The organism is Streptomyces sp. NPDC051310, from assembly GCF_044455245.1.
Taxonomy (GTDB): domain Bacteria; phylum Actinomycetota; class Actinomycetes; order Streptomycetales; family Streptomycetaceae; genus Streptomyces.
Genome location: NZ_JBITEO010000024.1, coordinates 91,086 through 112,977 on the forward strand (window position 1 = coordinate 91,086; position 21,892 = coordinate 112,977).

The 21,892-nt window shown below is 74.5% G+C and carries 18 protein-coding genes, 1 tRNA gene and 1 pseudogene; 10 read left to right on the plus strand and 10 right to left on the minus strand.

The genetic code is table 11. The features are described from left to right. The first annotated feature begins 198 nt into the window (after window positions 1-198). Both ACIA79_RS28230 and ACIA79_RS28235 read left to right on the plus strand, forming a co-directional pair. On the plus strand, window positions 199-1,275 hold the full coding sequence (locus ACIA79_RS28230) for an LLM class flavin-dependent oxidoreductase (RefSeq protein ID WP_399431171.1): 1,077 nt from the start codon (window positions 199-201) through the stop codon (window positions 1,273-1,275). Window positions 1,276-1,364: 89 nt separating this feature from the next. Further along, a complete protein-coding gene (locus ACIA79_RS28235) occupies window positions 1,365-3,227 on the plus strand; it encodes a glycosyl hydrolase family 18 protein (protein ID WP_399431172.1) in 1,863 nt (620 codons plus the stop codon). Window positions 3,228-3,298: 71 nt separating this feature from the next. On the opposite strand, the gene ACIA79_RS28240 is transcribed toward ACIA79_RS28235, so the two are convergent. Then, window positions 3,299-5,029 carry a putative bifunctional diguanylate cyclase/phosphodiesterase gene (locus ACIA79_RS28240; protein WP_399431196.1) on the minus strand — a complete coding sequence of 577 codons (1,731 nt, stop codon included), beginning with the start codon at window positions 5,027-5,029 and terminating at the stop codon, window positions 3,299-3,301. A gap of 530 nt (window positions 5,030-5,559) precedes the next feature. Between ACIA79_RS28240 and ACIA79_RS28245 the strand changes: the two genes are divergently transcribed. Further along, window positions 5,560-6,801 carry a M6 family metalloprotease domain-containing protein gene (locus tag ACIA79_RS28245; RefSeq protein WP_399431197.1) on the plus strand — a complete coding sequence of 414 codons (1,242 nt, stop codon included), beginning with the start codon at window positions 5,560-5,562 and terminating at the stop codon, window positions 6,799-6,801. Window positions 6,802-6,857: 56 nt separating this feature from the next. On the opposite strand, the gene ACIA79_RS28250 is transcribed toward ACIA79_RS28245, so the two are convergent. The 7 genes and pseudogenes from ACIA79_RS28250 to ACIA79_RS28280 all read right to left on the minus strand — a co-directional run bounded on the left by ACIA79_RS28250 (window position 6,858) and on the right by ACIA79_RS28280 (window position 12,962). Further along, a tRNA-Lys gene (locus tag ACIA79_RS28250) sits at window positions 6,858-6,931 on the minus strand. Then, window positions 6,922-7,454 (minus strand): annotated as a pseudogene (locus ACIA79_RS28255) (hypothetical protein). The gene ACIA79_RS28250 and the pseudogene ACIA79_RS28255 overlap by 10 nt, the downstream one beginning before the upstream one ends. A gap of 154 nt (window positions 7,455-7,608) precedes the next feature. Next, window positions 7,609-7,959 carry a hypothetical protein gene (locus tag ACIA79_RS28260; RefSeq protein ID WP_399431173.1) on the minus strand — a complete coding sequence of 117 codons (351 nt, stop codon included), beginning with the start codon at window positions 7,957-7,959 and terminating at the stop codon, window positions 7,609-7,611. Between the two features lie 111 nt (window positions 7,960-8,070). Next, on the minus strand, window positions 8,071-9,399 hold the full coding sequence (locus ACIA79_RS28265; RefSeq protein WP_399431174.1) for an AAA family ATPase: 1,329 nt from the start codon (window positions 9,397-9,399) through the stop codon (window positions 8,071-8,073). After that, window positions 9,396-10,991, minus strand: coding sequence for a hypothetical protein (locus ACIA79_RS28270; protein WP_399431175.1), 1,596 nt, complete (start codon window positions 10,989-10,991; stop codon window positions 9,396-9,398). The genes ACIA79_RS28265 and ACIA79_RS28270 overlap by 4 nt, the downstream gene beginning before the upstream one ends. Next, complete coding sequence (locus ACIA79_RS28275) at window positions 10,982-12,106, minus strand: hypothetical protein (protein WP_399431176.1); 1,125 nt, start codon at window positions 12,104-12,106, stop codon at window positions 10,982-10,984. The genes ACIA79_RS28270 and ACIA79_RS28275 overlap by 10 nt, the downstream gene beginning before the upstream one ends. After that, window positions 12,039-12,962: a phosphatase PAP2 family protein gene (locus tag ACIA79_RS28280; protein ID WP_399431177.1), complete on the minus strand. Its 924-nt coding sequence runs from the start codon at window positions 12,960-12,962 to the stop codon at window positions 12,039-12,041. Before ACIA79_RS28280 ends, ACIA79_RS28275 begins: the two co-directional genes overlap by 68 nt. 148 nt (window positions 12,963-13,110) lie before the next feature. On the opposite strand from ACIA79_RS28280, the gene ACIA79_RS28285 reads away from it, so the two are divergent. Further along, entirely contained in the window at window positions 13,111-13,707 is a 597-nt protein-coding gene (locus tag ACIA79_RS28285; RefSeq protein WP_399431178.1) for a histidine phosphatase family protein, read from the plus strand. A gap of 129 nt (window positions 13,708-13,836) precedes the next feature. Here ACIA79_RS28285 and ACIA79_RS28290 read toward each other — a convergent pair whose 3' ends face one another. Continuing rightward, on the minus strand, window positions 13,837-15,186 hold the full coding sequence (locus ACIA79_RS28290) for a tetratricopeptide repeat protein (protein WP_399431180.1): 1,350 nt from the start codon (window positions 15,184-15,186) through the stop codon (window positions 13,837-13,839). A gap of 249 nt (window positions 15,187-15,435) precedes the next feature. Here ACIA79_RS28290 and ACIA79_RS28295 point away from each other — a divergent pair, with 249 nt between their 5' ends. The 3 genes from ACIA79_RS28295 (at window position 15,436) to ACIA79_RS28305 (ending at window position 17,077) form a co-directional block, all read left to right on the plus strand. After that, complete coding sequence (locus ACIA79_RS28295) at window positions 15,436-15,897, plus strand: hypothetical protein (RefSeq protein ID WP_399431181.1); 462 nt, start codon at window positions 15,436-15,438, stop codon at window positions 15,895-15,897. A gap of 55 nt (window positions 15,898-15,952) precedes the next feature. Then, window positions 15,953-16,825 (plus strand): spermidine synthase, encoded by an 873-nt coding sequence (locus ACIA79_RS28300; protein WP_399431183.1) that lies wholly within the window; start codon window positions 15,953-15,955, stop codon window positions 16,823-16,825. A gap of 66 nt (window positions 16,826-16,891) precedes the next feature. Beyond that, window positions 16,892-17,077 carry a hypothetical protein gene (locus ACIA79_RS28305; RefSeq protein WP_399431184.1) on the plus strand — a complete coding sequence of 62 codons (186 nt, stop codon included), beginning with the start codon at window positions 16,892-16,894 and terminating at the stop codon, window positions 17,075-17,077. Window positions 17,078-17,304: 227 nt separating this feature from the next. Here the strand turns inward: ACIA79_RS28305 and ACIA79_RS28310 are convergent, their stop codons facing one another. Next, entirely contained in the window at window positions 17,305-17,868 is a 564-nt protein-coding gene (locus ACIA79_RS28310) for a hypothetical protein (protein ID WP_399431185.1), read from the minus strand. Between the two features lie 69 nt (window positions 17,869-17,937). On the opposite strand from ACIA79_RS28310, the gene ACIA79_RS28315 reads away from it, so the two are divergent. The 3 genes from ACIA79_RS28315 (at window position 17,938) to ACIA79_RS28325 (ending at window position 21,725) form a co-directional block, all read left to right on the plus strand. Next, window positions 17,938-18,627, plus strand: a complete 690-nt coding sequence (locus ACIA79_RS28315; protein ID WP_399431187.1) for a response regulator transcription factor — start codon at window positions 17,938-17,940, stop codon at window positions 18,625-18,627. A gap of 70 nt (window positions 18,628-18,697) precedes the next feature. Continuing rightward, on the plus strand, window positions 18,698-20,083 hold the full coding sequence (locus ACIA79_RS28320; RefSeq protein WP_399431188.1) for an ATP-binding protein: 1,386 nt from the start codon (window positions 18,698-18,700) through the stop codon (window positions 20,081-20,083). A gap of 133 nt (window positions 20,084-20,216) precedes the next feature. Beyond that, a complete protein-coding gene (locus ACIA79_RS28325; RefSeq protein ID WP_399431189.1) occupies window positions 20,217-21,725 on the plus strand; it encodes a cellulose binding domain-containing protein in 1,509 nt (502 codons plus the stop codon). The last annotated feature ends 167 nt before the right edge of the window (window positions 21,726-21,892 follow it).

The following is a 21,892-nucleotide window of genomic DNA, read 5'->3' on the forward strand; positions in this document are numbered from 1 at the left end:
GTCGTTCCACGTCCGGCCACCCCCCAGGCTCCGACCCCGTCCCCCTCACGCGCGTGGTCGTGTCGGGTCCGGGGCGGTTCTCGTTCGCTCCGTCTCGTGTGTGGTCGCGTCGGCCGCGCTGGCCTGCGGGAATAAGCGGAGAGAGCCTCCTGTTCCTGTGTTCGCTGTACGCAAGCACATGTAGTGGAGGCTCCGACGGTGAACGACGACGCGATACGAGGCACGGCGCCCGGGACCGCACCCGTACCCCTGTCCGTGCTGGACCTGGTCACCGTCGGCAGCGGCCGTACGGCCGCCGACGCCCTGGCCACCAGCGTCTCCCTGGCCAGGCTGGCCGAGCGGCGCGGGTACCACCGGCACTGGGTCGCCGAGCACCACTCCATGCCCGGGGTCGCCTCGTCGTCACCGGCCGTGATCCTCGCGCACCTCGCCGCTCACACCGGGCGCATCCGCCTCGGCTCGGGCGGCGTCATGCTGCCCAACCACGCGCCGCTCGTGATCGCCGAGCAGTTCGGCACCCTGGAGGCCATGGCCCCCGGCCGCATCGACCTCGGCCTGGGGCGGGCGCCCGGCACGGACGGCGCCACGGCCGCGGCCCTGCGCCGCACGGACCGCCTCCAGGAGGGCGCCGACGAGTTCCCGCAGCAGCTCGCCGAGCTCGTCCGGTTCCTGGACGACGACTTCCCCGACGGGCATCCGTTCGCGCGGATCCACGCCGTGCCCGGTCCGGTGCAGGGGCCCTCGGCCCGGCCGCCGATCTGGCTCCTGGGCTCCTCCGGGTTCAGCGCCCGGCTGGCGGGGGCGCTGGGCCTGCCGTTCGCCTTCGCCCACCACTTCTCGGCGCGGAACACCGTCCCCGCGCTGGAGCTGTACCGGGACTCCTTCCGCCCCTCGGCAGTGCTGGACGCCCCGTACACCCTCATCGGCGTCTCCGCGCTCGCAGCCGACGAGGAGCGCGAGGCCCGCCGGCAGGTCCTGACCGGCGCGCTGTCGATGGTCCGGCTGCGCACCGGCCGCCCCGGTCTCATCCCGACGCCGGAGGAGGCGGAGGCGTACGACTTCACCGCCGTCGAGCGCGACTTCGTCGACGACTGGCTGGCGAACGTCGTCCACGGCACCCCTGACGCGGTCCGCGACGGGCTGGACGGCCTGCAGAAGCGCACCGGCGCGGACGAGCTGATGATCACGGCCAATGCCCACGGCGCGGAGGCACGCCTGCGTTCGTACGAACTGATCGCCGACGCTTACGACCTGCCGGGCGGCGCCGCGGGGTGAGGCCGGGTGGTTCTTCCTCGGGAACGGGCGCACAAGCTTCCTAAGGGAGCCTTAAACCGCTCGTCACACCGGTGGCGGGCGGTTCTTTCATGCCCTTGTACCCCTCTGACGAGGGCTTTCGGTGCGAAATTGGTCTAGTCCTCATTTGGTCCGGACCATTGACGTGCCGTTCGCGCGGCGGCTATCACTGCTCCAACTCCCGTACCGCGCACCCCTCTCGGAGGTCGCACGTGCTCCACCGCAAACCCCTCGTCGCCGCGCTCACGACCGCGGCGCTCGCCGCCGGCGCGCTCGTCGCGTCCGCCGGCGCCGGCACGGCCACCGCACAGGCCCCCGCCGCGGCCGCCGCGCCCTCCTCCGGCGGGGTGAAGATCGCGTACTACGACCAGTGGAGCGTCTACGGCAACGCCTTCTACCCCAAGCACCTCGACACCCGGGGCATCGCCGCCAAGCTGGACGTCATCAACTACTCGTTCGGCAACATCCACCCGACCGACCTCACCTGCTTCATGGCCAACAAGGCGGCGGGCGACGACGCCAACCCCAACGCCGGTGACGGCGCGGGCGATTCGTACGCCGACTACCAGCGCAGCTTCAGCGCGGCGGACAGCGTCGACGGCGTCGCCGACAAGTGGGACCAGCCGATCGTGGGCGTCTTCAACCAGTTCAAGGAGCTGAAGGCGAAGTACCCCAAGCTCAAGATCAACATTTCGCTGGGCGGGTGGACGTACTCCAAGTACTTCCACGACGCGGCCAAGACCGACGCGAGCCGGAAGAAGTTCGTCGCCTCGTGCGTCAAGCAGTACATCGCGGGCGACCTGCCGGTCGAGGGCGGCTACGGCGGTCCCGGCACGGCCGCCGGCATCTTCGACGGCATCGACATCGACTGGGAGTACCCCGGCTCGCCCGACGGCCACCTGGGCAACCACCACGGGCCCGAGGACAAACAGAACTTCACGCTGCTGCTCGCCGAGTTCCGCAAGCAGCTCGACGCGTACGGGGCGGCCCACGGCGGCAGGAAGTACCTCCTGACCGCCGCTCTCCCGGCCGGCCAGGACAAGATCAGGCACATCGAGACGGACAAGATCGGCGCGTACCTCGACTACGCGAACATCATGACGTACGACATGCACGGCGCCTGGGACGGCGACGGGCCGGCGTACCACCAGTCCCCGCTGTACTCGGGCGCGGACGACCCGACCGACCCGGTCAAGCCCGGCACCGAGAAGTACTCGGTCGACAACGCCATCGACTCCTGGATCGACGGCAAGCCGGCGTACGGCATCGCGGGCGGCTTCCCGGCGAACAAGCTGACGCTGGGGTACGAGTTCTACTACCGGGGCTGGAAGGGCGTCCCGGCCGGGGCGAGGAACGGCCTGGCGCAGAGTGCGACCGGGGCCTCGGCCGCCCGGCCGGTCAGCCGGCAGGCCGGTATCGCGCACTACAAGGAGCTCGGCGGCATCGTCGACAACGCGGCGACCACCTTCTGGGACGACGCGGCGAAGGCGTCGTACTTCTACAAGGACGGCGAGTTCTTCACCGGCCTGGACAAGCGGTCGATCGAGGCCCGGGCGGACTACGCCCGCAGCCGGGGTCTGGCGGGCGCGATGATGTACTCGCTGCTCGGGCTGGACGAGGGCACCACGCTGCTGAACCACATCGTGGCGGCGGTCGGCCCGTCCCCGGTGGACCCGACCCCCACTCCGACGCCGACCCCCACTCCGACGCCGACGCCGACGCCGACGCCCACTCCGACCCCGACCCCGACTCCCACGCCCACTCCGACGCCCGGCGGCTGTGCGGCGGCGGCCTGGTCCGCGACCGCGGAGTACACCGGCGGGGCCCAGGTCGCCCACCAGGGCCGTACGTACAGGGCCAAGTGGTGGACGAAGGGTGAGGAGCCCGGCACCACCGGCGAGTGGGGCGTGTGGCAGGACCTCGGCGCCTGCTGATCCGGCTCCCCCGCACCACCCCCCACGACCACCGCCCCTGCCCGGCGAACACACCCGGGCAGGGGCGGTTCTCACGACCTCGCGCCGGCCGTGGCCACGTCGATCAGCTCGCCGATGCGCTCCGGGGTCACCGCCCGCGAGTACAGCCAGCCCTGCCCGGTGTCGCAGCCGATGCGCCGCAGCCGGGCCGCCTGCCCGGACGTCTCCACGCACTCGGCCGTCACGGTCAGCCCGAGCCGGTGCGCGAGCTGCACCAGCGCCTCGACGATCACCTCGTCGGCCGGGTTGGGGTGTTCCTCGTCCTGGAAGCCGCGTACGAACGAACCGTCCAGCTTCAGCACCGAGACCGGCAGCCGGCTGAGGTAGGCGAGGTTCGAGTACCCGGTGCCGAAGTCGTCGATGGCGATCTGCACGCCCATGTCGCTGAGCGCCTGCAGCGCCTGGAGCGGCCGTCCCGCCGACCCCATCACCGCCGACTCGGTGAGCTCCAGCTGGAGCAGGTGCGGCGCCAGCCCCGTCTCCGCGAGGATCTCGGCGACGTCCGCCACCAGGTCCGAGTCCCACACCTGCCGCACCGCGACGTTGACGCTGACGAACAGCGGACGCTCGCGCGGGTGGTCCTTCTGCCACTGCCGGGCCTGGCGGCACGCGGTGCGCAGCACCCAGCGGCCGAGCTGGACGATCGAGCCGTCCTCTTCAGCAATTCCGATGAACCGATTCGGCGCCAGTGAGCCGAACTGCGGGTGGTTCCAGCGCACCAGCGCCTCCACCCCCCGGACCGAACCGTCCTCCATGCCCACCAGGGGCTGGTACTCCAGCGCGAACTCGCCGCGCTCGACAGCCGGCCGCAGGGTGGAGGAGAGCGACTGGCGGGTCATCCGGTGGGCGTTGCGCTCGGGGTCGAAGAGCGTCCAGCGGGCCTTGCCGTCGGCCTTGGCCCAGTACAGCGTCGTGTCGGCGGCCTGCATCAGGCCGGTCACGGTGGTGCCGGCGGCTGCCCGCTCCACGACGCCGATGGAGGCCGACACCGACAGGCGCTGCCCGGCGAGGTCGAACGGCCGCTGGACGGCGGCCAGTACGGAGCGGGCGAGGTCGGCGAGCTGTTCGGTGCCGGTCGAGTCCTCGACCAGGATGGCGAACTCGTCACCGCCGAGCCGGGCCACGAGGTGACCGCCGCTGCGGGTGTACCCGTCGCTGTCGGCGCACTCGGTGAGCCGCGAGGCCACGGCCGCCAGCAGCCGGTCGCCGACCCGGTGGCCGAGGGTGTCGTTGACCGCCTTGAAGCCGTCGAGGTCGAGGTACAGGAGGCCGATACGCCCTGATCCGCCATCGCCGTACCTGTCCGTGTACGCCTCTCCGTACGGTCCGCCGTACACGTCGCCGCCCACGTCGTACGCGGCGTTCTCCAGCGCCGAGGCGAGGCGCTCGAAGAACAGGGTGCGGTTGGGCAGCCGGGTGACCGGATCGTGCATCTGGAGGTGGCGCAGCCGTGCCTGGAGCTCCCGCCGGTCGCTGATGTCCGCGATGGACAGCAGCACCCGGCGGCTGTGCGGCACGGGCGCCACGGTCACCTCGGCCCACAGGGACCGCCCGTCGGGGTGCTTGAGGCGGCGGGTGCAGCGGAAGCGGGATCTGCGGCCGCGCAGGACCTCGCGGTACGCGTGCCAGGTCCGGCTGTCGGAGGTCAGGTCGACGAGGTCGGCGGCGGCCTGCTCGCGCAGGGAGGCGGCGTCGGTGCCGAGGAGGGCGGCGAGGGCGTCGTTGGCGCTGACGACGAGGCCCTCGGGGTCGATGACGGCCATGGCGAGGTGGGCGGCGTTGAACGCGGCACGGTAGTCCCGCAGTTCGGCGTCGCCCGGGCCGCCGCCCTCGTGACTCTCCGTGATCACGGACCGGGTGGTGTCGGTCGGTGAGACTGCCGCAGCTCCCGGTCCTTCGGGGGTTCCGCTGGAGGTTCCGCTCACCGCTCGCTCCCGCAGGGCAGTTGTGACGCACAGATGTGGTCGGAATGGTCAGCCATCGAAAGTGTGCCGATCATAGAGGCTGTCGCGGCGGCCGTTCCAGCGTCGCCACTGGATGAGACGGGCGCGGAGGGTGTGAAGCGGCCCACCCCGCGCGCCGTCCACACCCCCCGGATGATCGTTTCTGCACGGCTCTGGCAGGGGTGTGGTGGGCCCCGCCCCGCCGTGAACAGTTGTGACTGTCCGTGAACTACCGGATCGGGTGCGGCGCGTCGCGCCTCTCACCCATGTGGGGCAGCGGAACAGGACGTATCACCATAAACCGTCACAGGGTGGTGGGACGTTCCGCATCCCGCACCCCGGAGGTCGACGTGGAGAGCCGGCAGACACCCGAGGGAGTGGACCGCGCCCGCCTGCGGTCCGCCGCCGCGGGCATCTTCTCTCTCCTGGCGCTCGCCGCGACGGGCCTCGTGGCAGGCCCCGCGGCCGCCGTGCCGGAGGCGGGGCCGTGCGCCCTGCCCCGTACCGGTGCCCACCACTCGCTGGGCCTGGACACCTGGAACGGCGCCTACCCGCGGCCGGTGCGCGATCTCGACGCGGTCATGCTCTTCCTGTCGTTCCCGGACGCGCAGCCGCTCACCCATCCGGACGAGATCGCCGCCGACCACTTCCCGGCCACCAGCCGTTTCTTCCAGCGCGCCTCGTACGGCAAGTTCACGCTCCGCCCGCACCTGCGGCGCGAGTGGATCCCGATGCCGCGGGCCTCCACCGCCTACGCCATACGGCGCGACTGGGCGCCGCAGCGGCGCATGAACTACCTGCGCGACGCGCTCGCCGCGGCCGATCCGCTGGTGGACTTCTCGCGGTACGACATCGTCTACCTCGTCGCCGACCCGGACGCGCCCGGGGTGGACTCCGACGCGACGAAGGTCGTCAACCTCGACTCCCCGCTGCGCGCCGACGGCACGGACATCCGGAGGGTCGTCACGGTGTTCGAGCGGCATCCGCCGGACCGCAACGTGCTGGCCCACGAGACCGGGCACGTCTTCGACCTGCCGGACCTGTACCACCGCCCGACGGACGGCAAGGGCGACTGGGACACCCATGTGGGTGACTGGGACGTCATGGGCAGCCAGTTCGCGCTGGCCCCGGAGCTCTTCGGCTGGCACAAGTGGAAGCTGGGCTGGCTCGGAGGGCACCAGGTGCTGTGCGTGCCGGAGGGCGGTCCCAGCATGCTCACGCTGGAGCCGCTCGCCGCCGCCCCCGCGTGGGGCGTCTCGGTCGGCACACGGCTCGCCGTCGTCCGGACGGGCGAGCACAGCGCGCTGGCGATCGAGGCGCGGGGCGCCACCGGCAACGACGTGGACACCTGCACCGAGGGCGTGCTGATCTACCGCGTCCGGGGCGAGGCGTCCTCCGGTGCCGGGCCGGTCGAGGTGGTGGACACCCACCCGAGCACCGGCGCCTGCGCGGGCCGCTCGGTGTACGCGCCGCTCGCCGACGCGCCGCTGGGGGTGGGGGAGACCTTCACGGTGCCGGGCGAGGGCGCGCGGGTGGAGGTGCGGGACCGGACGCCCACGGGTGCGTGGACCGTCCGGATCACCCCGCGGTGAGCCGTACCGGCAGCACGAAAGAGCCCCCCGCTTCCGCGAGGGGCTCTTTCCGTCTGTGCGCCGCCAGGGACTCGAACCCCGGACCCGCTGATTAAGAGTCAGCTGCTCTAACCAACTGAGCTAGCGGCGCCTGCTGACGTCGTAGACCTTAGCACCCTGTTCGGGGCGAGGAGAAATCGATGACGCCGCACCACCCACAGCAGCACCTCGGGCCCCGGCAGCCAGGGGTGCCGGGAGTCCGGCGCCACCACCCAGCGCGGCCCGTCCGCCGCGGCCGCGGGGGCGGGGGGCGGCACCGTCACCGCGTCACCCACGCCGTGGCAGAGCACCGGCGGTACGGTGCCTCCCCACTCCTCCCAGCGCAGCAGGGACGGCAGCCGCTGGGCGGTGCCGGGCGCGGCGAACAGCAGCATCCGGCCCCGATGGACGGCGACCGGCCCGGAGCCGGGCCCCTCCTCCCACAGCCGGTCCAGCAGCCGGCGCCCGAAGACGGCCTGCACGCTCACCACGTCGAAGGCGCCGCCGCAGGGCAGGACGGCGGGCGCGGAGGGGCGGGTCTCCCACAGGTCCAGCGTGTCCCGGGGGAAGGGGGCGGCCGACGCCAGCCACCGGGCGCCGTCGGAAGTGACGTGGCTTACATTGCATGCGTCCATGCCCTACACCTACGCCTCGTGACGGCCCGGTCTCCGAGAGTTGCCGAAAACCGGGACGCGCGGGCGGGCGCGGGAGTATGGTTCGCCCGCCCGGCATATGCCGTAGGACAGGGACGCGGGCAGACCCGGCCGGTGGCCCGGGAGCGGTGCGCCGTCAGGCCCCGTCGTCCTCGCCGCCGCGCAGCAGGTCCCGTCCGAACTCGACCATGCGCTTCGCGTAGTCCTCGGTCCAGTCCGCGCGCTCCGCGATGTCCGCGGCGGTGAGCCGGTCGAAGCGCCGGGGGTCGGCGAGCTGCGCGGCCGCGATCGCCTGGAACTCCACGGCGCGGTCGGTGGCCGCCCGGAACGCCAGTGCCAGCTCGGTGGAGCGCGCGAGGAGCTGGCGCGGATCGTCCATCGACTCCAGGTCGAAGAAGTGCTCGGGGTCGGCGGCGGCCTCCGCAGGCTCGAAGAGCAGGGGCGCCGGCTTCAGCCGCCGCTGCTCGCTCCGCTCGGTCTCCGCCATGTCGTCTCCTCCGCTTCCCGGCCCCCCGCCCTCCGGTCGGCCACCGTCCATTGTCCCGCCCCGCGCAACCCCGCGGGGGCGGCCCGGTCCCGGGCCCGCCCCGGGAGCCGCTCACGGCTGCCAGACCACCCGGTGTTCCGCCAGGTGGGACAGGACCGCGTGGTTCGCCTCCCAGCCGTCCGGGAACTTCACCGTCACGCCGAGCCGGACCGGCTCCGTCGAGGGGTGCTCGTCCAGCAGGTCCGCCACCCCGGCGCGGCACACTACGACGCACGCGTGCCGGTGGCGGGACGCCAGCACGCACAGGCGGCCCGTCTCCAGGTGGAACGCCGTCGCGTCCGGGCGTCCCGACAGCGGGTGCAGCACGACGGTCATGTCGTACTCCCGCCCCTGGAGGCGGTTCGCCGTGTCCACCGTCACGCCCGGCACGCCCAGTTCCGCCAGAGCCGCCCGCACCGCCGCCGCCTGGTCGCGGTGGGCCGTGCCGACGGCGATCCGGTCGGGAGTCAGCGGCACCGGTCCGGCGGACCGCTCCGAGACCGCCGCCCCGCCGCGGTCCAGCAGGCGCCGCACCACCAGCGCCACCGCCCGTACCGCCTCAGGATCGGTACGGGGGGTGCGCCGGGCCGGCAGCTCCAGCAGCCCCCAACCGGACTCCGCCGCCTCGTCCAGCACCCGGTCGGGCCCCGACCCGTCCGACGGCACCCCGAAGGTGAGCCGCCGGTCGTCGTGCCCGGTGCCGCTGCGGAACGGCGTGTACGGGTAGAACGCGTCCGACACCAGGGGCGCGGCGGACGCGGGCAGCCGCCACGACACCGGCAGCCGGTGCTGCGGCAGGTCCGGGTTGTGCGCCAGCAGCGTCGACACCGCGCTCGCCGACGGGTCGTACGACAGCCCCGCCCACTGCTCGGCCCCCACCACCGCGAACGGGTCCAGCTGCCCCGGGTCCCCCACGAACAGCGCCCGCTCGAACAGCCCCGCCACCGTCAGCAGCGCGTCGGAGCGCATCTGGTACGCCTCGTCCACGATGGCGTGCCCCCACGGCTCGACGCCCTTCACGTGCGCCCACTTCGCCGCGGTCGAGATCACCACGTCCAGGCCGGCCAGGTCCCCCGCCTTCGCCGACTTCCGCACGTTCTCCAGCCCGTCGAGGGCCTTGTCGTAGGGGTCGGAGTCATTGCTGTGCAGCCGACCCACCGGCAGGTCCGGCTCCTTCTCGGCGAGCCGCAGCACCAGGTCGTCGACCTGCGCGTTGGTCTGGGCGACCACCATCAGCGGCCGGCCCGCAGCCGCCAGCTCCAGCGCGGCGCGCACCACGAGCGTCGACTTGCCCGCACCCGGTGGCGAGTCCACGACGACGCCCCGCGCGTCGCCGTGCAGCGTGTCGTCGAGGATCGCGCGGGTCGCCCGGGCGGCCTCCGCGGAAGGGTCGAACGTCACAGCAGGTCCTCCGGGGTCACGGGGTCGGGGCTCTCGGCGGCGTCGGTACGCGGCGGACCGCCGTGGGTCCAGGGCGTCTCCTCCGGGTCCGGCAGCTTCGGCCCCACCCGCTGGTCGTGCTCGAACAGCGTCCAGGCGATCCGGTCGCCCTTCTCGGGCACCGAGCCCTCCGCCGGCTCCTTGCCCCGCCCCATCCGGTCCACCACCCGCAGCACCAGCGTCCCGTCCTCCTCGTACCGCACGAACTGCGCCGTCTGCGGCTTGCCGTCCAGCGACCGGTACGCCTTCGTGCCCTCGGCCAGGTGCGGCCGGTCGTCGGTGCGCACGGTCAGCAGCGGCCGCGGCGCCGGCCGCTTGGACTCCGACCACGCCATGGTCACGTCCACCACCTCGGCGACGAACGCCTCACCCGCAAGCCGCCGCCCCGCCAGCACCAGCGGGTCGTCCAGCGCCTCCTGCGCCTCCAGTTGCGCCTGCGCGCTCTCCCGCGCGGCGAGCTTCTGCGCCGCCGTGACGGCGTCGTCGCGGCGCGGCTGCGGCGGCTCACCGGCCCGCACCCGGTCCCGGTGGCCGGTGAACGACCAGCGGTCCCGCGTCCAGCGGTCCGCCACGCGGGCGCCCGGCGGCAGCGCGCGCACCAGCTCGATCGCCCGCCACACCGCTTCCCACGTGGGGCGCAGCTGGGTGAGGAGCAGCCGCCGGATCTCCCCCTCGGCACGGTGCAGCTCGCCCAGCCGCTCGTCCGCCGTCCCGCCGTCCTCCGCCGCCGCGAGCGCCTGCCGGGCCCGGTCGTACCGCTCGATCGCGGGGGCCAGCAGCCGGTTGTCGAACGCCGGGTCGGTCGCCGGGCCGGCCGGCGGGCACAGCAGCTGCCCCTCCCGGTCCCGCGCGAGCTCGGCCCGCAGCGCGGCCTCGGCGGCCGGCCGGCCCCCGGACGCCGCGGTGTCGATCCAGGCGAGCAGCGCCCCCAGGTGCTGGTCCTCCAGGGACGACTGGCCGGTCGCCCAGTGCCGGTTCAGCAGATCGGTGGCGGCCAGCAGCAGCGAGGAGCCCGGCACGCGCGCCCGCTCGCCGTAGTGCGTCAGCCACCGCCCCAGCAGCGGCACCCGGGGCGGCGCCGGGAAGGGCGTCTCCGGGTCCTGCTCGGCGGTGCGCCGGAACCGCATGGAGCGGCCCAGCAGCCGGACGTACTCGATGCCCGCGCGGCTCGGCACGATCAGCTGCGGCGCGTCCGCGCACAGCTCGACCTCCACCTTGACCTTCTTGCCGGTCTCCGGGTCCGTCTCGCTGCGCTCGGCCGCCTCGACGTCGTCGGCGTACGCGTCCAGGTACGGGATGACCACCTCGGCCAGGTCCGCGAGGAACGCGAACCTCAGGTCCCGGTCCCGCGGCTGCGGCACGACCAGCAGCCGCGGCTCCTCCGGGCCGGTCCCGACGAGCGCCCCCAGCGGCGCACCGGCCTCACCGGCGGTCGTCAGCGGTACGAGGACCAGGGGCCGCTGCGACAGGTGGCGGTGCCGCACCGTGGTGAGCGGCTGGGCCCGCCCCGACTCCATGGCCTCCAGCCGCGCCAGCGTGGCGATCAGCGACACGCGCCCGCCTCCTCCAGGGACTCCGCCCGCAGCGCCGCGGCCCGCCGCAGCGCGGCCACCGCCGGATCGTCCGGGTCGCCCGTCTCGCCGCGCGCCGCGGAGAGCACCGCGCCGACCGTCGTCAGCCCGCCCAGCTCGCCGCGCAGCGACCGCCCGAGCGCCTCCACCGCGCCCGCCGACCGCGCCCGGTCGCGGCAGTGGAACGCCAGCTCGCACGCGGCGAGGCACTCCGGCGCGTACGCGTGCGGCACCGCGTCCACCGCGGCCGACAACTGGTCCGCCGAGCACGCCTCGACGTCGAAGGTGACCCCCTCCGGCAGGGCGGCCGCGATGTCCTCGATACGCGTCAGCCGGGCGAGCTGCCGCCGCGTCACCGACAGCTGCTTGCGCACGTCGACGACCGATCCCGTCGGCTGGTTGGAGAAGTCCTTGGGGCACACCAGCAGCACCGAGTGCGCCACCTCGGCGCCCTGCGTGAGCGCGGCGACCCGCTCCAGCGCCAGCACGTACACGGCGGCCTGCCGGGCGGCGGCGCCCACCTTGGCGGCGTCGGCGGAGCCGTCGATCATCGGGAACGACTTGATCTCGACGACCGTCCACCGCCCGTCGGGGCGCACCACGACCACGTCCGGCTCCAGGTACGCGGGCGACCCGGCGACCTCCAGGGCCAGCATCGGGTGGTCGAGCAGCGACCAGGCGCCCGCCTCGGTCGCCTCGCGCAGCGCCAGCGCCGTGCGCGCCGCGCGGCCCTCGGGCCCGGCCGCCGCCAGGTCCGGTACGCGCACGTCCTCCCGGCCGTCCACGCCCAGCAGCCGCAGCAGCTCCGCGCCGCCGTCGGCCTTGACCTTCGCCTCGAAGGCGTTGCCGCGCATGAAGGCGAACTGCGACTGGCCGAAGCCCGACGGCGCCCCGAGCGCGGACGCCAGCGCCGCCTTGTCGACCCCCGCGCCGTCGAGCAGCGCGCGGCGCCGGCAGCCGGGGTTGGCGGCCAGCGCGGCCAGCGCGCGGGCATCCAGCGGATGCGGCGCGGCGGCGGGACCCCGCAGCTCAGCGAGCCGGTGCCGGAGTGTCGTCTGCGGACGCCGATCGGGCCCGCTGCCCAGGAATTCGCTCACCCGCGGAAGTCTCGCATCCGCCACTGACAACCGGGGACGCGCCCGTGGTCCCGCCCCCGGCAAAACGCCGGCCGACACGTCCGCCGAAACGTTCCAGCACCGGGCCCCGCAGCCGGTTCCGCAGCCGGTCCGCGCCCCGCGTCGCGGGCCGCGCGAGCACCAGCCCGAGCCCCATCACGGCGCATCCCGCCACGGCGTCGAGGAAGTAGTGGTTGGCCGTCCCCATCACCACGACGACCGTCAGCAGCGGGTGGGCGACCCCCAGCGCCCTCGGCAGCGGCGTACGCCCGTACCGCCACAGCATCACCCCGCACCACAGCGCCCAGCCGACGTGCAGGCTCGGCATCGCCGCGTACTGGTTGGTCATGCCGCCGAGCCCCCGCGGTGCGCTCGCCTCGCCGCCCCACCAGCCGTACGCGCTGAACTGCGCCATGGTGTCGACGAAGCCGTGCCCGGCGTCGAGCAGCCTGGGCGGGCAGGTCGGCATCAGCGTGAACCCCACGAGCCCGAGCAGCGTGGACACCATCAGCCAGGTGCGGGCGGCCCGGTAGTGGAGCGGCCGGCGGCGGAAGAGCCAGACCAGGACCGCCGGGGTGACCAGGTAGTGCAGCGTGGCGTACGCGAAGTCGGCGGGTATGCCGAGCGCCGGGGTGCCGGTGAACAGCCGGTTCAGCGGATGCTCGGCGTCCAGGTGGAGGAGCTCCTCCAGCCGCAGGATCGCCAGCCCGTGGCCGACGGCGGTCGTCACGTCGCCGCGGGCGAGCAGCCGGCCGCCGGAGTACGCCGCGTACACCACCGCGATGAGCAGCAGCTCGGTCCACCAGCGGGGGCGACGGTTCGTGGCCGTGTGAGGCATCCGGACATCCCCCTGTGCGCTCCCGTGGCCGCCGGTCGACCCCCTGTCATGGACGCGGAGATCGTCGCCGGGGTTGCCTCCCGGACGCCTCGTGTTCACGTACGCGATGATGAGGGGGCAACGCTTGCGAACTTCAGGGAGAGCCCCCATGGCACCGCGCATCCTGCTCGCCCGGCACGGCCAGACCGAGTGGTCACTGCTGGGCAAGCACACCGGCAGGACGGACATACCCCTCCTCGACGAGGGCCGCCGGGGCGCGAAACTGCTGGGCGAACGCCTCCACCGCGGCCCCTGGGGCGGCCTGGACGGCGTCGAGATCCGCACGAGCCCGCTTGCACGCGCGCGGGAGACCTGCGAGCTCGCCGGGTTCGGCGACCGCGCCGAGCGGTGGGACACGCTCATGGAGTGGGACTACGGCGCGTACGAGGGCATGACCCCGGCGGAGATCAAGGCGATCCGGCCGGACTGGTTCATCTGGCGCGACGGCGTGCCCGAGGGGGAGACCCTGCGGCAGCTGTCCGACCGCGCCGACGAGGTCGTGGAGTGGGCCCGCTCGGCCGACCGCGACGTCCTGGTCTTCGCGCACGGCCACATCCTGCGCTCCATCGGCGCCCGCTGGCTCGGTGAGGACGTCTCCTTCGCCGCCCGCATCCACCTCAACCCCACGAGCCTGTCGGTCCTGGGCTGGGCGTACGGGGACCCGGCGATCTCCCGCTGGAACGACACGGGGCACCTGGAGGGCTGAGGCGCCGGGGCGTTCCCCGCGGGTGCCCGTGCCGCCGTTCTCCGGAGGGCCGTGTGCCACCGGGACGGCAACCGCTTCCGCGGTCCGTCGGGCCGTCGGCCGGTAGGAGTGTGCAGGGGGTGGCCTGGGTCAGAGGTCCCCGAGTGCCGCCCTCCGCTCCAGGAACGCCGCCACCGCCGGGATGCCCCGCTCCGGGGCGAGGAGGCGCACCGTGCCCGTGAGCATCGTGCGGATGCGTGAGGACTGCACCTCGCCCAGGAGGTCCAGGACCCGCTCGCCGGCCGCCGCGGATTCCTCCAGGGCGCCGGCGCGGGCCAGGTCCGTGGAGAGCTGGGCGCGGTACAGGGCGAGGTTGCGGGCGAAGTGGGGGCTCTGGAGGACCGTCGCCCGGTGCGCGTGGCGGGCCGCCCGGGGCCAGTCGCCCAGCGCGGACCAGCACTGCGCCTCCAGCGCCTCCAGTTCCGGCTCGCCGAAGAAGGACATCCACTCCGGATCCGCGTCGCACGGGCCGCGCCCGAAGAACGTGTGGGCGCGGCCCAGGGCCTCCTCGCACGCCGGGCGGTCGCCGAGTCCCGCCCACGCGCACGCCTCCCGCAGGGCCAGCAGCGAGAGCAGGCGCGGCGAGGCGAGCCGGCGCGCCGCGTGCTGGCCGGCCTGCGCCGCGCGCACCGCCTCCCGGTGCCGGCCCGCGTCCCTGGCCAGGAACGACGTGTTGGAGAACGCGTGCGCCTCCAGGGCCCGGTCGCCCGCGACCCGCGCGGTGGCCAGCGCCTCCGCGTAGTGCGAGCGGGCGTCCTCCAGGCGGCCCGAGTCATGGGCCAGCCACCCCACCGACAGGGCCAGTTCACCGGCGCCCGCCTGCATCCGGTCGGCGATCGTCCGGCGGGCGGCGGTTCCGGTGTCCAGGAACGCGTAGGCGGTGCGCAGCGGTTCGGCGGCTCTGCGGTACAGCCCGTCCGCGCCGTACCGGTCGTCGAGCAGCCGGATGCGGCGCACCGCCTCCTCGACGGCGGCGACCTCGGTGTCGCCGTAGGTGCCGCCCGTGCGGGGCGAGGGGATGGAGCCGGGGCCCGTCAGGGCGCCGAGCCCGAGCGAGGCGGCCGCCACGGTGGCGGTGCCGCTCGTCATGAATGCGCGACGCAGCACGTCGCTCTCCTCATCGTTCCGGGTGGTGATCCGTGCCGCCGGCCCGGCGGCGACGGCCGCCCGGGCCGCCCGCCCGCGCACCTGCTCGCGGGAGGCGAAGCCCAGGTCCGCCAGGGACAGGCCGGGGAACATGTGCAGGAACACCCGCTCGTACGCGTAGTTGGGGCAGCGGATCTCGCCCGATTCCACGCGCCCGATGTAGCGGGCGTCGCACGCCACCTGTTCGCCGATCTCCCGGGCGGCGCGGCGGACCGCGGCGGCGAACTCCGCGGGGGAGCGCCGGCCGCGCAGTCGGCGGAAGGCGAGATTGGGAACTGCCCGAGACGACGCCATGGCCGAGCCCTCTCCTGCGTGCTGCCGTTGGTCCGGCGGAGGAAGAACGTACCTGCTGTGACGGGTCGTGCACGCAGTGTTTGGCCACAAAGCGGATATCTCTCCCGCGATCCGCCATGAAATGCCATCCTTTGCGGCGGCGTGCCGCCGTAGCCGTTGACGCCCGCCCGCGTTGAACCATGCGGAGAGACGGAACGTGTCTCCGCACGGGGACTCGAGCGAGGAGGGGATCCCTTGTTGGAGGTCGGCATGGCGTCACGGCAGTCGCAGCAGCAAGCGGAATCGCACACCACCGCACAGCACCGGCCGACGCAGGACGCGAGCGCCCCGCCCCCGGCCGCCGGGCCGTGCGACCTGGTGACCGTGCCCACCCGGCAGGGCCTGGAGGCGGTCGACATCCTGCGCCGCGGCGGCGCCCCCGCCGTCGGACCCGTCCTCCACGACGACGACTGCGACACCCTGGGTTTCCTCGTACCGCCCGGCACCGCCGCCGCCTGGGACGTGCCGGGCAGCGCCTGTACGCAGACGGCGGGCCGCGGCCTGCGGATCCCCGGCGCCGGCGCGCTGCCGGGGGGCGCCGAGCCGCCGGTCGCCGGATCCGGCTGGCTGCTGCCCCCCGCCGACGCCGGACCGGTCACCGACCCGGTGGTGCTGCGCGAGGCACTGGGCGAGGCCGCCCGCCTCATCGAGGCCGCCGACAACTGCAAGTAGCTCCTCGCGCCGATCCGGCGGCGGGCCCTGGCGCCGATCCGCCGATAATGGACGGATGGCGAGGAAAGCACGGCAGCAGCAGCGCGGACGGCAGGCCCGGGAGACCGTGGCCGAGACCGTGGACGGCGGCCTCGCCGAACTCGTACCCGACCCGGAGCGCGCCCGCGCCTGGACCCTGCTCATCGACGGCGCCCCGCAGTCGCACGTCGACCTCGACGACCCCGCCCGCCTGAGCTTCCCGTACCAGCGCCGGCTCGGGCACGTCGCCGATCTCGCCGCCCCGCCCGGGCGGCCCGTGAACGTCCTCCACCTCGGCGGCGGCGCCTTCACCCTCGCCCGCTACATCGCCGCCACCCGGCCCCGCTCCACCCAGCAGATCGTCGAGTTCGACGCGGCCCTGGTGCAGCTGGTGCGCCGTGAGCTGCCGCTCGGTCCGGGCGCCCGGATACGCGTCCGGGGCGCCGACGCCCGCGCCGGGCTCGCCCGGGTCCAGGACGGCTGGGCCGACCTCGTCATCGCGGACGTCTTCAGCGGCGCCCGGACGCCCGCGCACCTCACCAGTACCGAGTTCCTCGCCGAGGTGCGGAGGGTCCTCGGGCCCGGCGGGCACTACGCCGCCAACCTCGCCGACGGGCCGCCGCTCGCCCATCTGCGCGGGCAAATCGCCACCGCCGCCGCGCTCTTCCCCGAGCTCGCCCTCGCCGCCGACCCGGCCGTGCTGCGCGGGCGCCTCTTCGGCAACGCCGTACTCGTCGCGTCGGACACCCCGCTGCCGGTCGCCGAGCTCACCCGCCGGGTCGCCACCGACCCGCACCCGGGCCGGGTCGAGCACGGCAGGTCGCTGACCGACTTCACGGGCGGCGCCGCGGCCGTCACCGACGCGAGCGCCCGGCCCTCACCCGCCCCGCCCGCCTCCGCCTTCGGGTGACGTGGACCCGTCCGCATGGTGGGCGGGTGTTGCCCGGCACGACGAGCGACGGACAGAATCGGGCAATTGCCCCCGATCGGAAAGAAGGCCGTCATGGGCGCGCATGTCCATGTCCGTGTCCACCAGGGCATGGACGTCTCCGCCGCCGGTGAGCTCGTCGAGCACTACCACTGCCGCTGCGGCGAGACCTGGACGAAGTCGTACCGGATCGAGGACGGGGACGCCGAGGAGCGCCGGGACCCGCGGGCCTGAGCGCCCGCGGCGGCCGGGGCCCGTCGTGCGGATCCGGCCGGGCAGAGGGGACGTCGCGGACACGCGAGGTTTCCCGTCTGCCCCGCGACGCCATGCACGCACTCTCGCCGCACCGGGCCCGGACCCGAGTGCATCCAGTACGAGGGTCAGGGCCCGGCACACCGAGAGCACGCACCTGACGCCGCAGGGCCGCCCTTCGGGCGACGACGGGAATGTGACGACAGGGCCTAGCGCTCGTCGATCTCCACGCGTGGCGCGGTGTCGTGCCAGACGCAGAACACCGAGACCTCCCGGCCGTCCTTCGTGAAGGTCACGCGGATCCACGTCGGCTGCTTCCACACCTGCATCTGCCAGCCGGACGACGGTGTCGCGGAGACCAGTTCGGCGGAGGCCGGGCCGAGGTCGAAGGCCACCCGGCCGCCGTCGACCGTGTAGCTCCGCACCCGCCCGGTGGGCTCGCCGTCCGCCGGGGGCGTCGTGCCCGGCGCACGGGACGGCGGCGCGGGTGCGGACGGCTGCCGCGACGGTGACGCGGGCCGCCGCGGGCTCTTCTCCGGGCGGGGCGCCGCGGAGGCCGCGGGCGGATCCGGCGGGCGGTGCGTGGAGGACGACTGCGGCTCGGCGCCGCCGTGCGCCGAGGGCCGGTCCGCCGTGATCGGCAGGGCGCGGGGCGGGTCGTACGCCGTGCCCGCCATGACCGTGTGCACACCCCACCACGAGAGGGTGACCGCCGCGCCGGTGGCGAGCGACCACGCCATGGCGTGAACGAGTCCTCTACGCATCCGGGCCATAGTGCACCACGCACCCACGAGGTCAACACCGGTCCCCCTCATTCCGCCTTATGGCGTACGGTGCGGGCCATGGCAAGTGTGCTCGTGGTCGAGGACGACCAGTTCGTGCGCTCGGCCCTCATCCGGCACCTGACCGAGGCCTCCCACACCGTACGGAGCGTCGGCACGGCTCTGGAGGCGCTGCGCGAAGTGGCCCATTTCCGCTTCGACGTGGTCATCCTCGACCTCGGACTGCCCGATCTGGACGGGTCGGAGGCGCTGAAGATGCTCCGCGGCATCACCGACGTACCGGTGATCATCGCGACCGCGCGGGACGACGAGACCGAGATCGTACGGCTGTTGAACGACGGCGCGGACGACTACCTGACCAAGCCGTTCTCCGTGGAGCACCTGTCCGCGCGGATGGCGGCCGTGCTGCGCCGTGCGCGGTCCGCGGCCGGGGAGGTGCCGCCGCCCCGCCTGATCCAGGTGGGCGGGCTGTCCATCGACCCGCTGCGGCGGACGGCCGAGCTCGACGGCGTCCCCCTGGACCTGACGCGGCGGGAGTTCGACCTGCTCGCCTTCCTCGCCGGCCGGCCCGGCGTGGTCGTCCCGCGCAGGGAACTGCTCGCCGAGGTGTGGCAGCAGTCGTACGGCGACGACCAGACCATCGACGTCCATCTGTCCTGGCTGCGGCGGAAACTGGGGGAGACGGCCGCCAAACCCCGCTACCTGCACACCCTTCGGGGCGTCGGGGTGAAGCTGGAGCCGCCGCTGTGAGCGCCGGCCCCGGCATCGGCCGCTGCCGCGGCGGGGCGGCCGCCGCACCACCGGAAGCGGGCCGGAACCGGTGAGGTGGGCGCTCGTCAAGGTCTGCCTGGCGGTGACGGTGATGGTCGTGGTGGCCTTCGCCGTGCCGCTGGGCCTCGTCATCAAGGAGATGGCCCGCGACCGGGCCTTCGCCAACGCCGAACGGCAGGCCGCCGCCCTCGGCACGTCGCTGTCCATCACCACGGACCGCACCCAGCTCGACCGGGCCGTCGCCTCCACCCAGGCGGGCGCCGCCGGGCGCATGGCCGTGCACATCCCGGCGCCGCCGGGCGGCGGCGCGGCGGTGCGGATCGGCACGGCGCGGGCCACGGCGAAGGACCTCGCCACCGTGCAGCGCACCCCCCGCGCCTCGACCACCGAGGTGCCCGGCGGTTTCGCCCTGCTCCAGCCGACGGCCATCAGCACCGGCCAGATCGCCATCGTCGAGGTGTACGTCCCCGAGGGCGAGGTCACCAACGGCCTGGCCACCGCGTGGCTGATCCTCGCCGGGGTCGGCATCGCCCTGGTCGTCGGGTCGGTCGCGGTCGCGGACCGGCTCGGCGTCCGCATGGTGCAGCCCGCGCAGCGCCTCGCCAGCGCCGCGCACGATCTGGGGGAGGGCCGGCTCGGCGCCCGCGTCCCCGAGGACGGCCCCACGGAGCTGAAGTCGGCCGCGGTCGCCTTCAACTCGATGGCCGACCAGGTCGTCCAGCTCCTCGCCAACGAACGCGAGCTCGCCGCCGACCTCTCGCACCGGCTGCGCACCCCGCTGACCGTGCTGCGGCTCAACGCCGCCTCACTCGGCGACGGGCCGGCCGCCGACCAGACGCGGGCGGCGGTCGAACAGCTGGAGCGGGAGGTCGACACCATCATCCGTACGGCGCGGGCGGCCAAGCCGCAGACCCAGCCGGGCGGGCCGGGCGCCGGGTGCGACGCCTCCGAAGTGGTCCGGGAGCGGATGGACTTCTGGTCGGCGCTCGCCGAGGACGAGGGGCGCAAGGTGCGGGTCGCGGGCATCGACCGGCCGGTGCGCATCCCGGTGGCCCGGCCCGAGCTGGTCGCCGCGCTCGACGCGCTGCTCGGCAACGTCTTCCGCCACACCCCGGAGGGCACGGCCTTCTCGGTCGACGTCCACAACGGCGACGACGCCGTCATCATCCTCGTCTCGGACGCCGGGCCCGGCATCGCCGACCCGGAGGCGGCGCTGGCGCGCGGCAACAGCGGCGGGAGGGACGGCTCCACCGGACTGGGGCTCGACATCGTGCGGCGCGTCGCCGAATCGACCGGCGGCGACGTACGGATCGGGCGCTCGGTGCTGGGCGGGACCGAGGTCCGCATCTGGATCGGACTCGGCGGCCGGGCGGCCGGCGCCCCGGGGCGGCGGCGCGGGCACCGTGTCGTACGCCGTCGCCGCGCCCAGCATTAATCCCTCCCGATGGGCGCCTTAAGCGGAACCTAAGATGCCGAACGGCCGTCCACAAGCGGCCGTTTGTCCGTTTCGGGCTCGCTAGCGTGCTGCCGCAGCACCACCCCCCACGGACAGCGGAAGCAGGCACGCGATGGGCAGCACAGTCACCCACCGGCGCAGGGCGAGCGGCCGGAGCAAGCTGATCGGCGCGATCGTGGCGGCCGCGGTCGCCGGCGGCGCGGCGGTCGCCTTCACCGGCACCGCGCAGGCCGCCGCCGTCGGCGCCGCGTACACCAGGACCAGCTCCTGGCAGGGCGGTTACACCGGCCAGTACGTCGTCACCAACGAGACGGACCGGGCGCTGAAGGACTGGACGCTCGCCTTCGACCTGCCCGCCGGCACGGCCATCGGCTCGCTCTGGAACGGCGACCACACGGTGGACGGGCAGCGCGTCACCGTGAAACCGGCCGGCTGGAACAAGGAGCTGGCGCCCGGCGCCTCGGTCACCGTCGGGTTCGTGACCCGTGCCGACGGGGCCGCGGGCGACCCGACCGGCTGCGTGATCAACGGCGCGAGGTGCTCGGTCGACGGCGGCGCGACCCCGCAGCCGAGCGGCCGTCCCACCGGGCAGCCCACGCCCACCCCGGCCCCCACGGCGAGCACGAAGCCCACCCCCACCGCGCCGCCCACCCCCACGGCTACACCGGCGCCCACCCCGACGGCCACGGGGACGACCCCCGCCCCCGGCACGGGCGGCGGCAGCGCCGGGGGCGCGCGCTTCGCGCCGTACGTCGACACCTCGCTGCACCCGGCGTACGACCTGCTCGACACCGCCGCCAGGACGGGGGTCGAGGAGTTCACCCTCGCCTTCATCACCTCCGGCGGCTCCTGCGCCCCGCTGTGGGGCGGGGTCACCGACCTCGCGAACGACAAGGTCGCCGCCCAGATCGGCGCGCTGCGCGCCCGGGGCGGCGACGTACGGGTCTCCTTCGGCGGCGCCGCCGGGCACGAGCTGGCGCTCCACTGCGCCACGCCCGGGGACCTGGCCGCCGCGTACGGCAAGGTCGTCGACCGGTACCGGCTCACCAAGGTGGACTTCGACATCGAGGGCGCGGCGCTGCCCGACACCGCCGCCAACACCCGCCGCGCGCAGGCCGTCGCGCAGCTCCAGAAGGCGCACCCCGGCCTCGACGTGTCGTTCACGCTGCCGGTGATGCCCGAGGGGCTGACCCAGGCGGGCGTGGACCTGCTCGCCGACGCGAAGAGGAACGGCGTGCGCGTCGACACGGTCAACATCATGGCGATGGACTACGGCCCCGCCTACAGCGGGGACATGGGCACCTACGCGATCCAGGCGGCGACCGCCACGCAGGCGCAGCTCAAGGGAGTGCTCGGGCTGTCGGACGCGGCCGCCTGGAAGGCCGTCGCGGTCACCCCGATGATCGGCGTCAACGACGTGACCACCGAAATCTTCACCGTCGACGACGCCGCGCAGCTGGTGGACTTCGCGCGGTCCAAGGGCCTCGGCCGGCTGTCGATGTGGTCCGCGACGCGCGACAAGCAGTGCGCGGGCGGGGCCGTGAACCACGCGGACGCCACGTGCAGCTCGATCCTCCAGCAGCCGCTCGCCTTCACCAGGGCGTTCGCCGCCTACGCGTAGGCACGCACCGCGGTGCTCCCGGGAGCACCGGAAAGCCACCCCTCCGGCGCTCCGGCCGGGCCGCCCCCCCCCCGGCCGGCGCGCCCCCCCCCCCCCCCCCCCCCGGCCCCCCCCGGGGGGCCCCCGGGGGGGGGGGGGGGGGGGGCGGGCGGGGCGGGGGGGCGCTG

Bases quoted from the DNA above. Each gene is read 5' to 3' on its own strand.
- ACIA79_RS28235 (WP_399431172.1), top strand. From the start codon at position 1,365: ATGCCCTTGTACCCCTCTGACGAGGGCTTTCGGTGCGAAATTGGTCTA.
- ACIA79_RS28240 (WP_399431196.1), bottom strand. From the start codon at position 5,029: ATGGCCGTCATCGACCCCGAGGGCCTCGTCGTCAGCGCCAACGACGCC.
- ACIA79_RS28260 (WP_399431173.1), bottom strand. From the start codon at position 7,959: ATGGCGGAGACCGAGCGGAGCGAGCAGCGGCGGCTGAAGCCGGCGCCC.
- ACIA79_RS28280 (WP_399431177.1), bottom strand. From the start codon at position 12,962: ATGCCTCACACGGCCACGAACCGTCGCCCCCGCTGGTGGACCGAGCTG.
- ACIA79_RS28285 (WP_399431178.1), top strand. From the start codon at position 13,111: ATGGCACCGCGCATCCTGCTCGCCCGGCACGGCCAGACCGAGTGGTCA.
- ACIA79_RS28290 (WP_399431180.1), bottom strand. From the start codon at position 15,186: ATGGCGTCGTCTCGGGCAGTTCCCAATCTCGCCTTCCGCCGACTGCGC.
- ACIA79_RS28295 (WP_399431181.1), top strand. From the start codon at position 15,436: ATGGCGTCACGGCAGTCGCAGCAGCAAGCGGAATCGCACACCACCGCA.
- ACIA79_RS28300 (WP_399431183.1), top strand. From the start codon at position 15,953: ATGGCGAGGAAAGCACGGCAGCAGCAGCGCGGACGGCAGGCCCGGGAG.
- ACIA79_RS28310 (WP_399431185.1), bottom strand. From the start codon at position 17,868: ATGGCCCGGATGCGTAGAGGACTCGTTCACGCCATGGCGTGGTCGCTC.
- ACIA79_RS28315 (WP_399431187.1), top strand. From the start codon at position 17,938: ATGGCAAGTGTGCTCGTGGTCGAGGACGACCAGTTCGTGCGCTCGGCC.
- ACIA79_RS28325 (WP_399431189.1), top strand. From the start codon at position 20,217: ATGGGCAGCACAGTCACCCACCGGCGCAGGGCGAGCGGCCGGAGCAAG.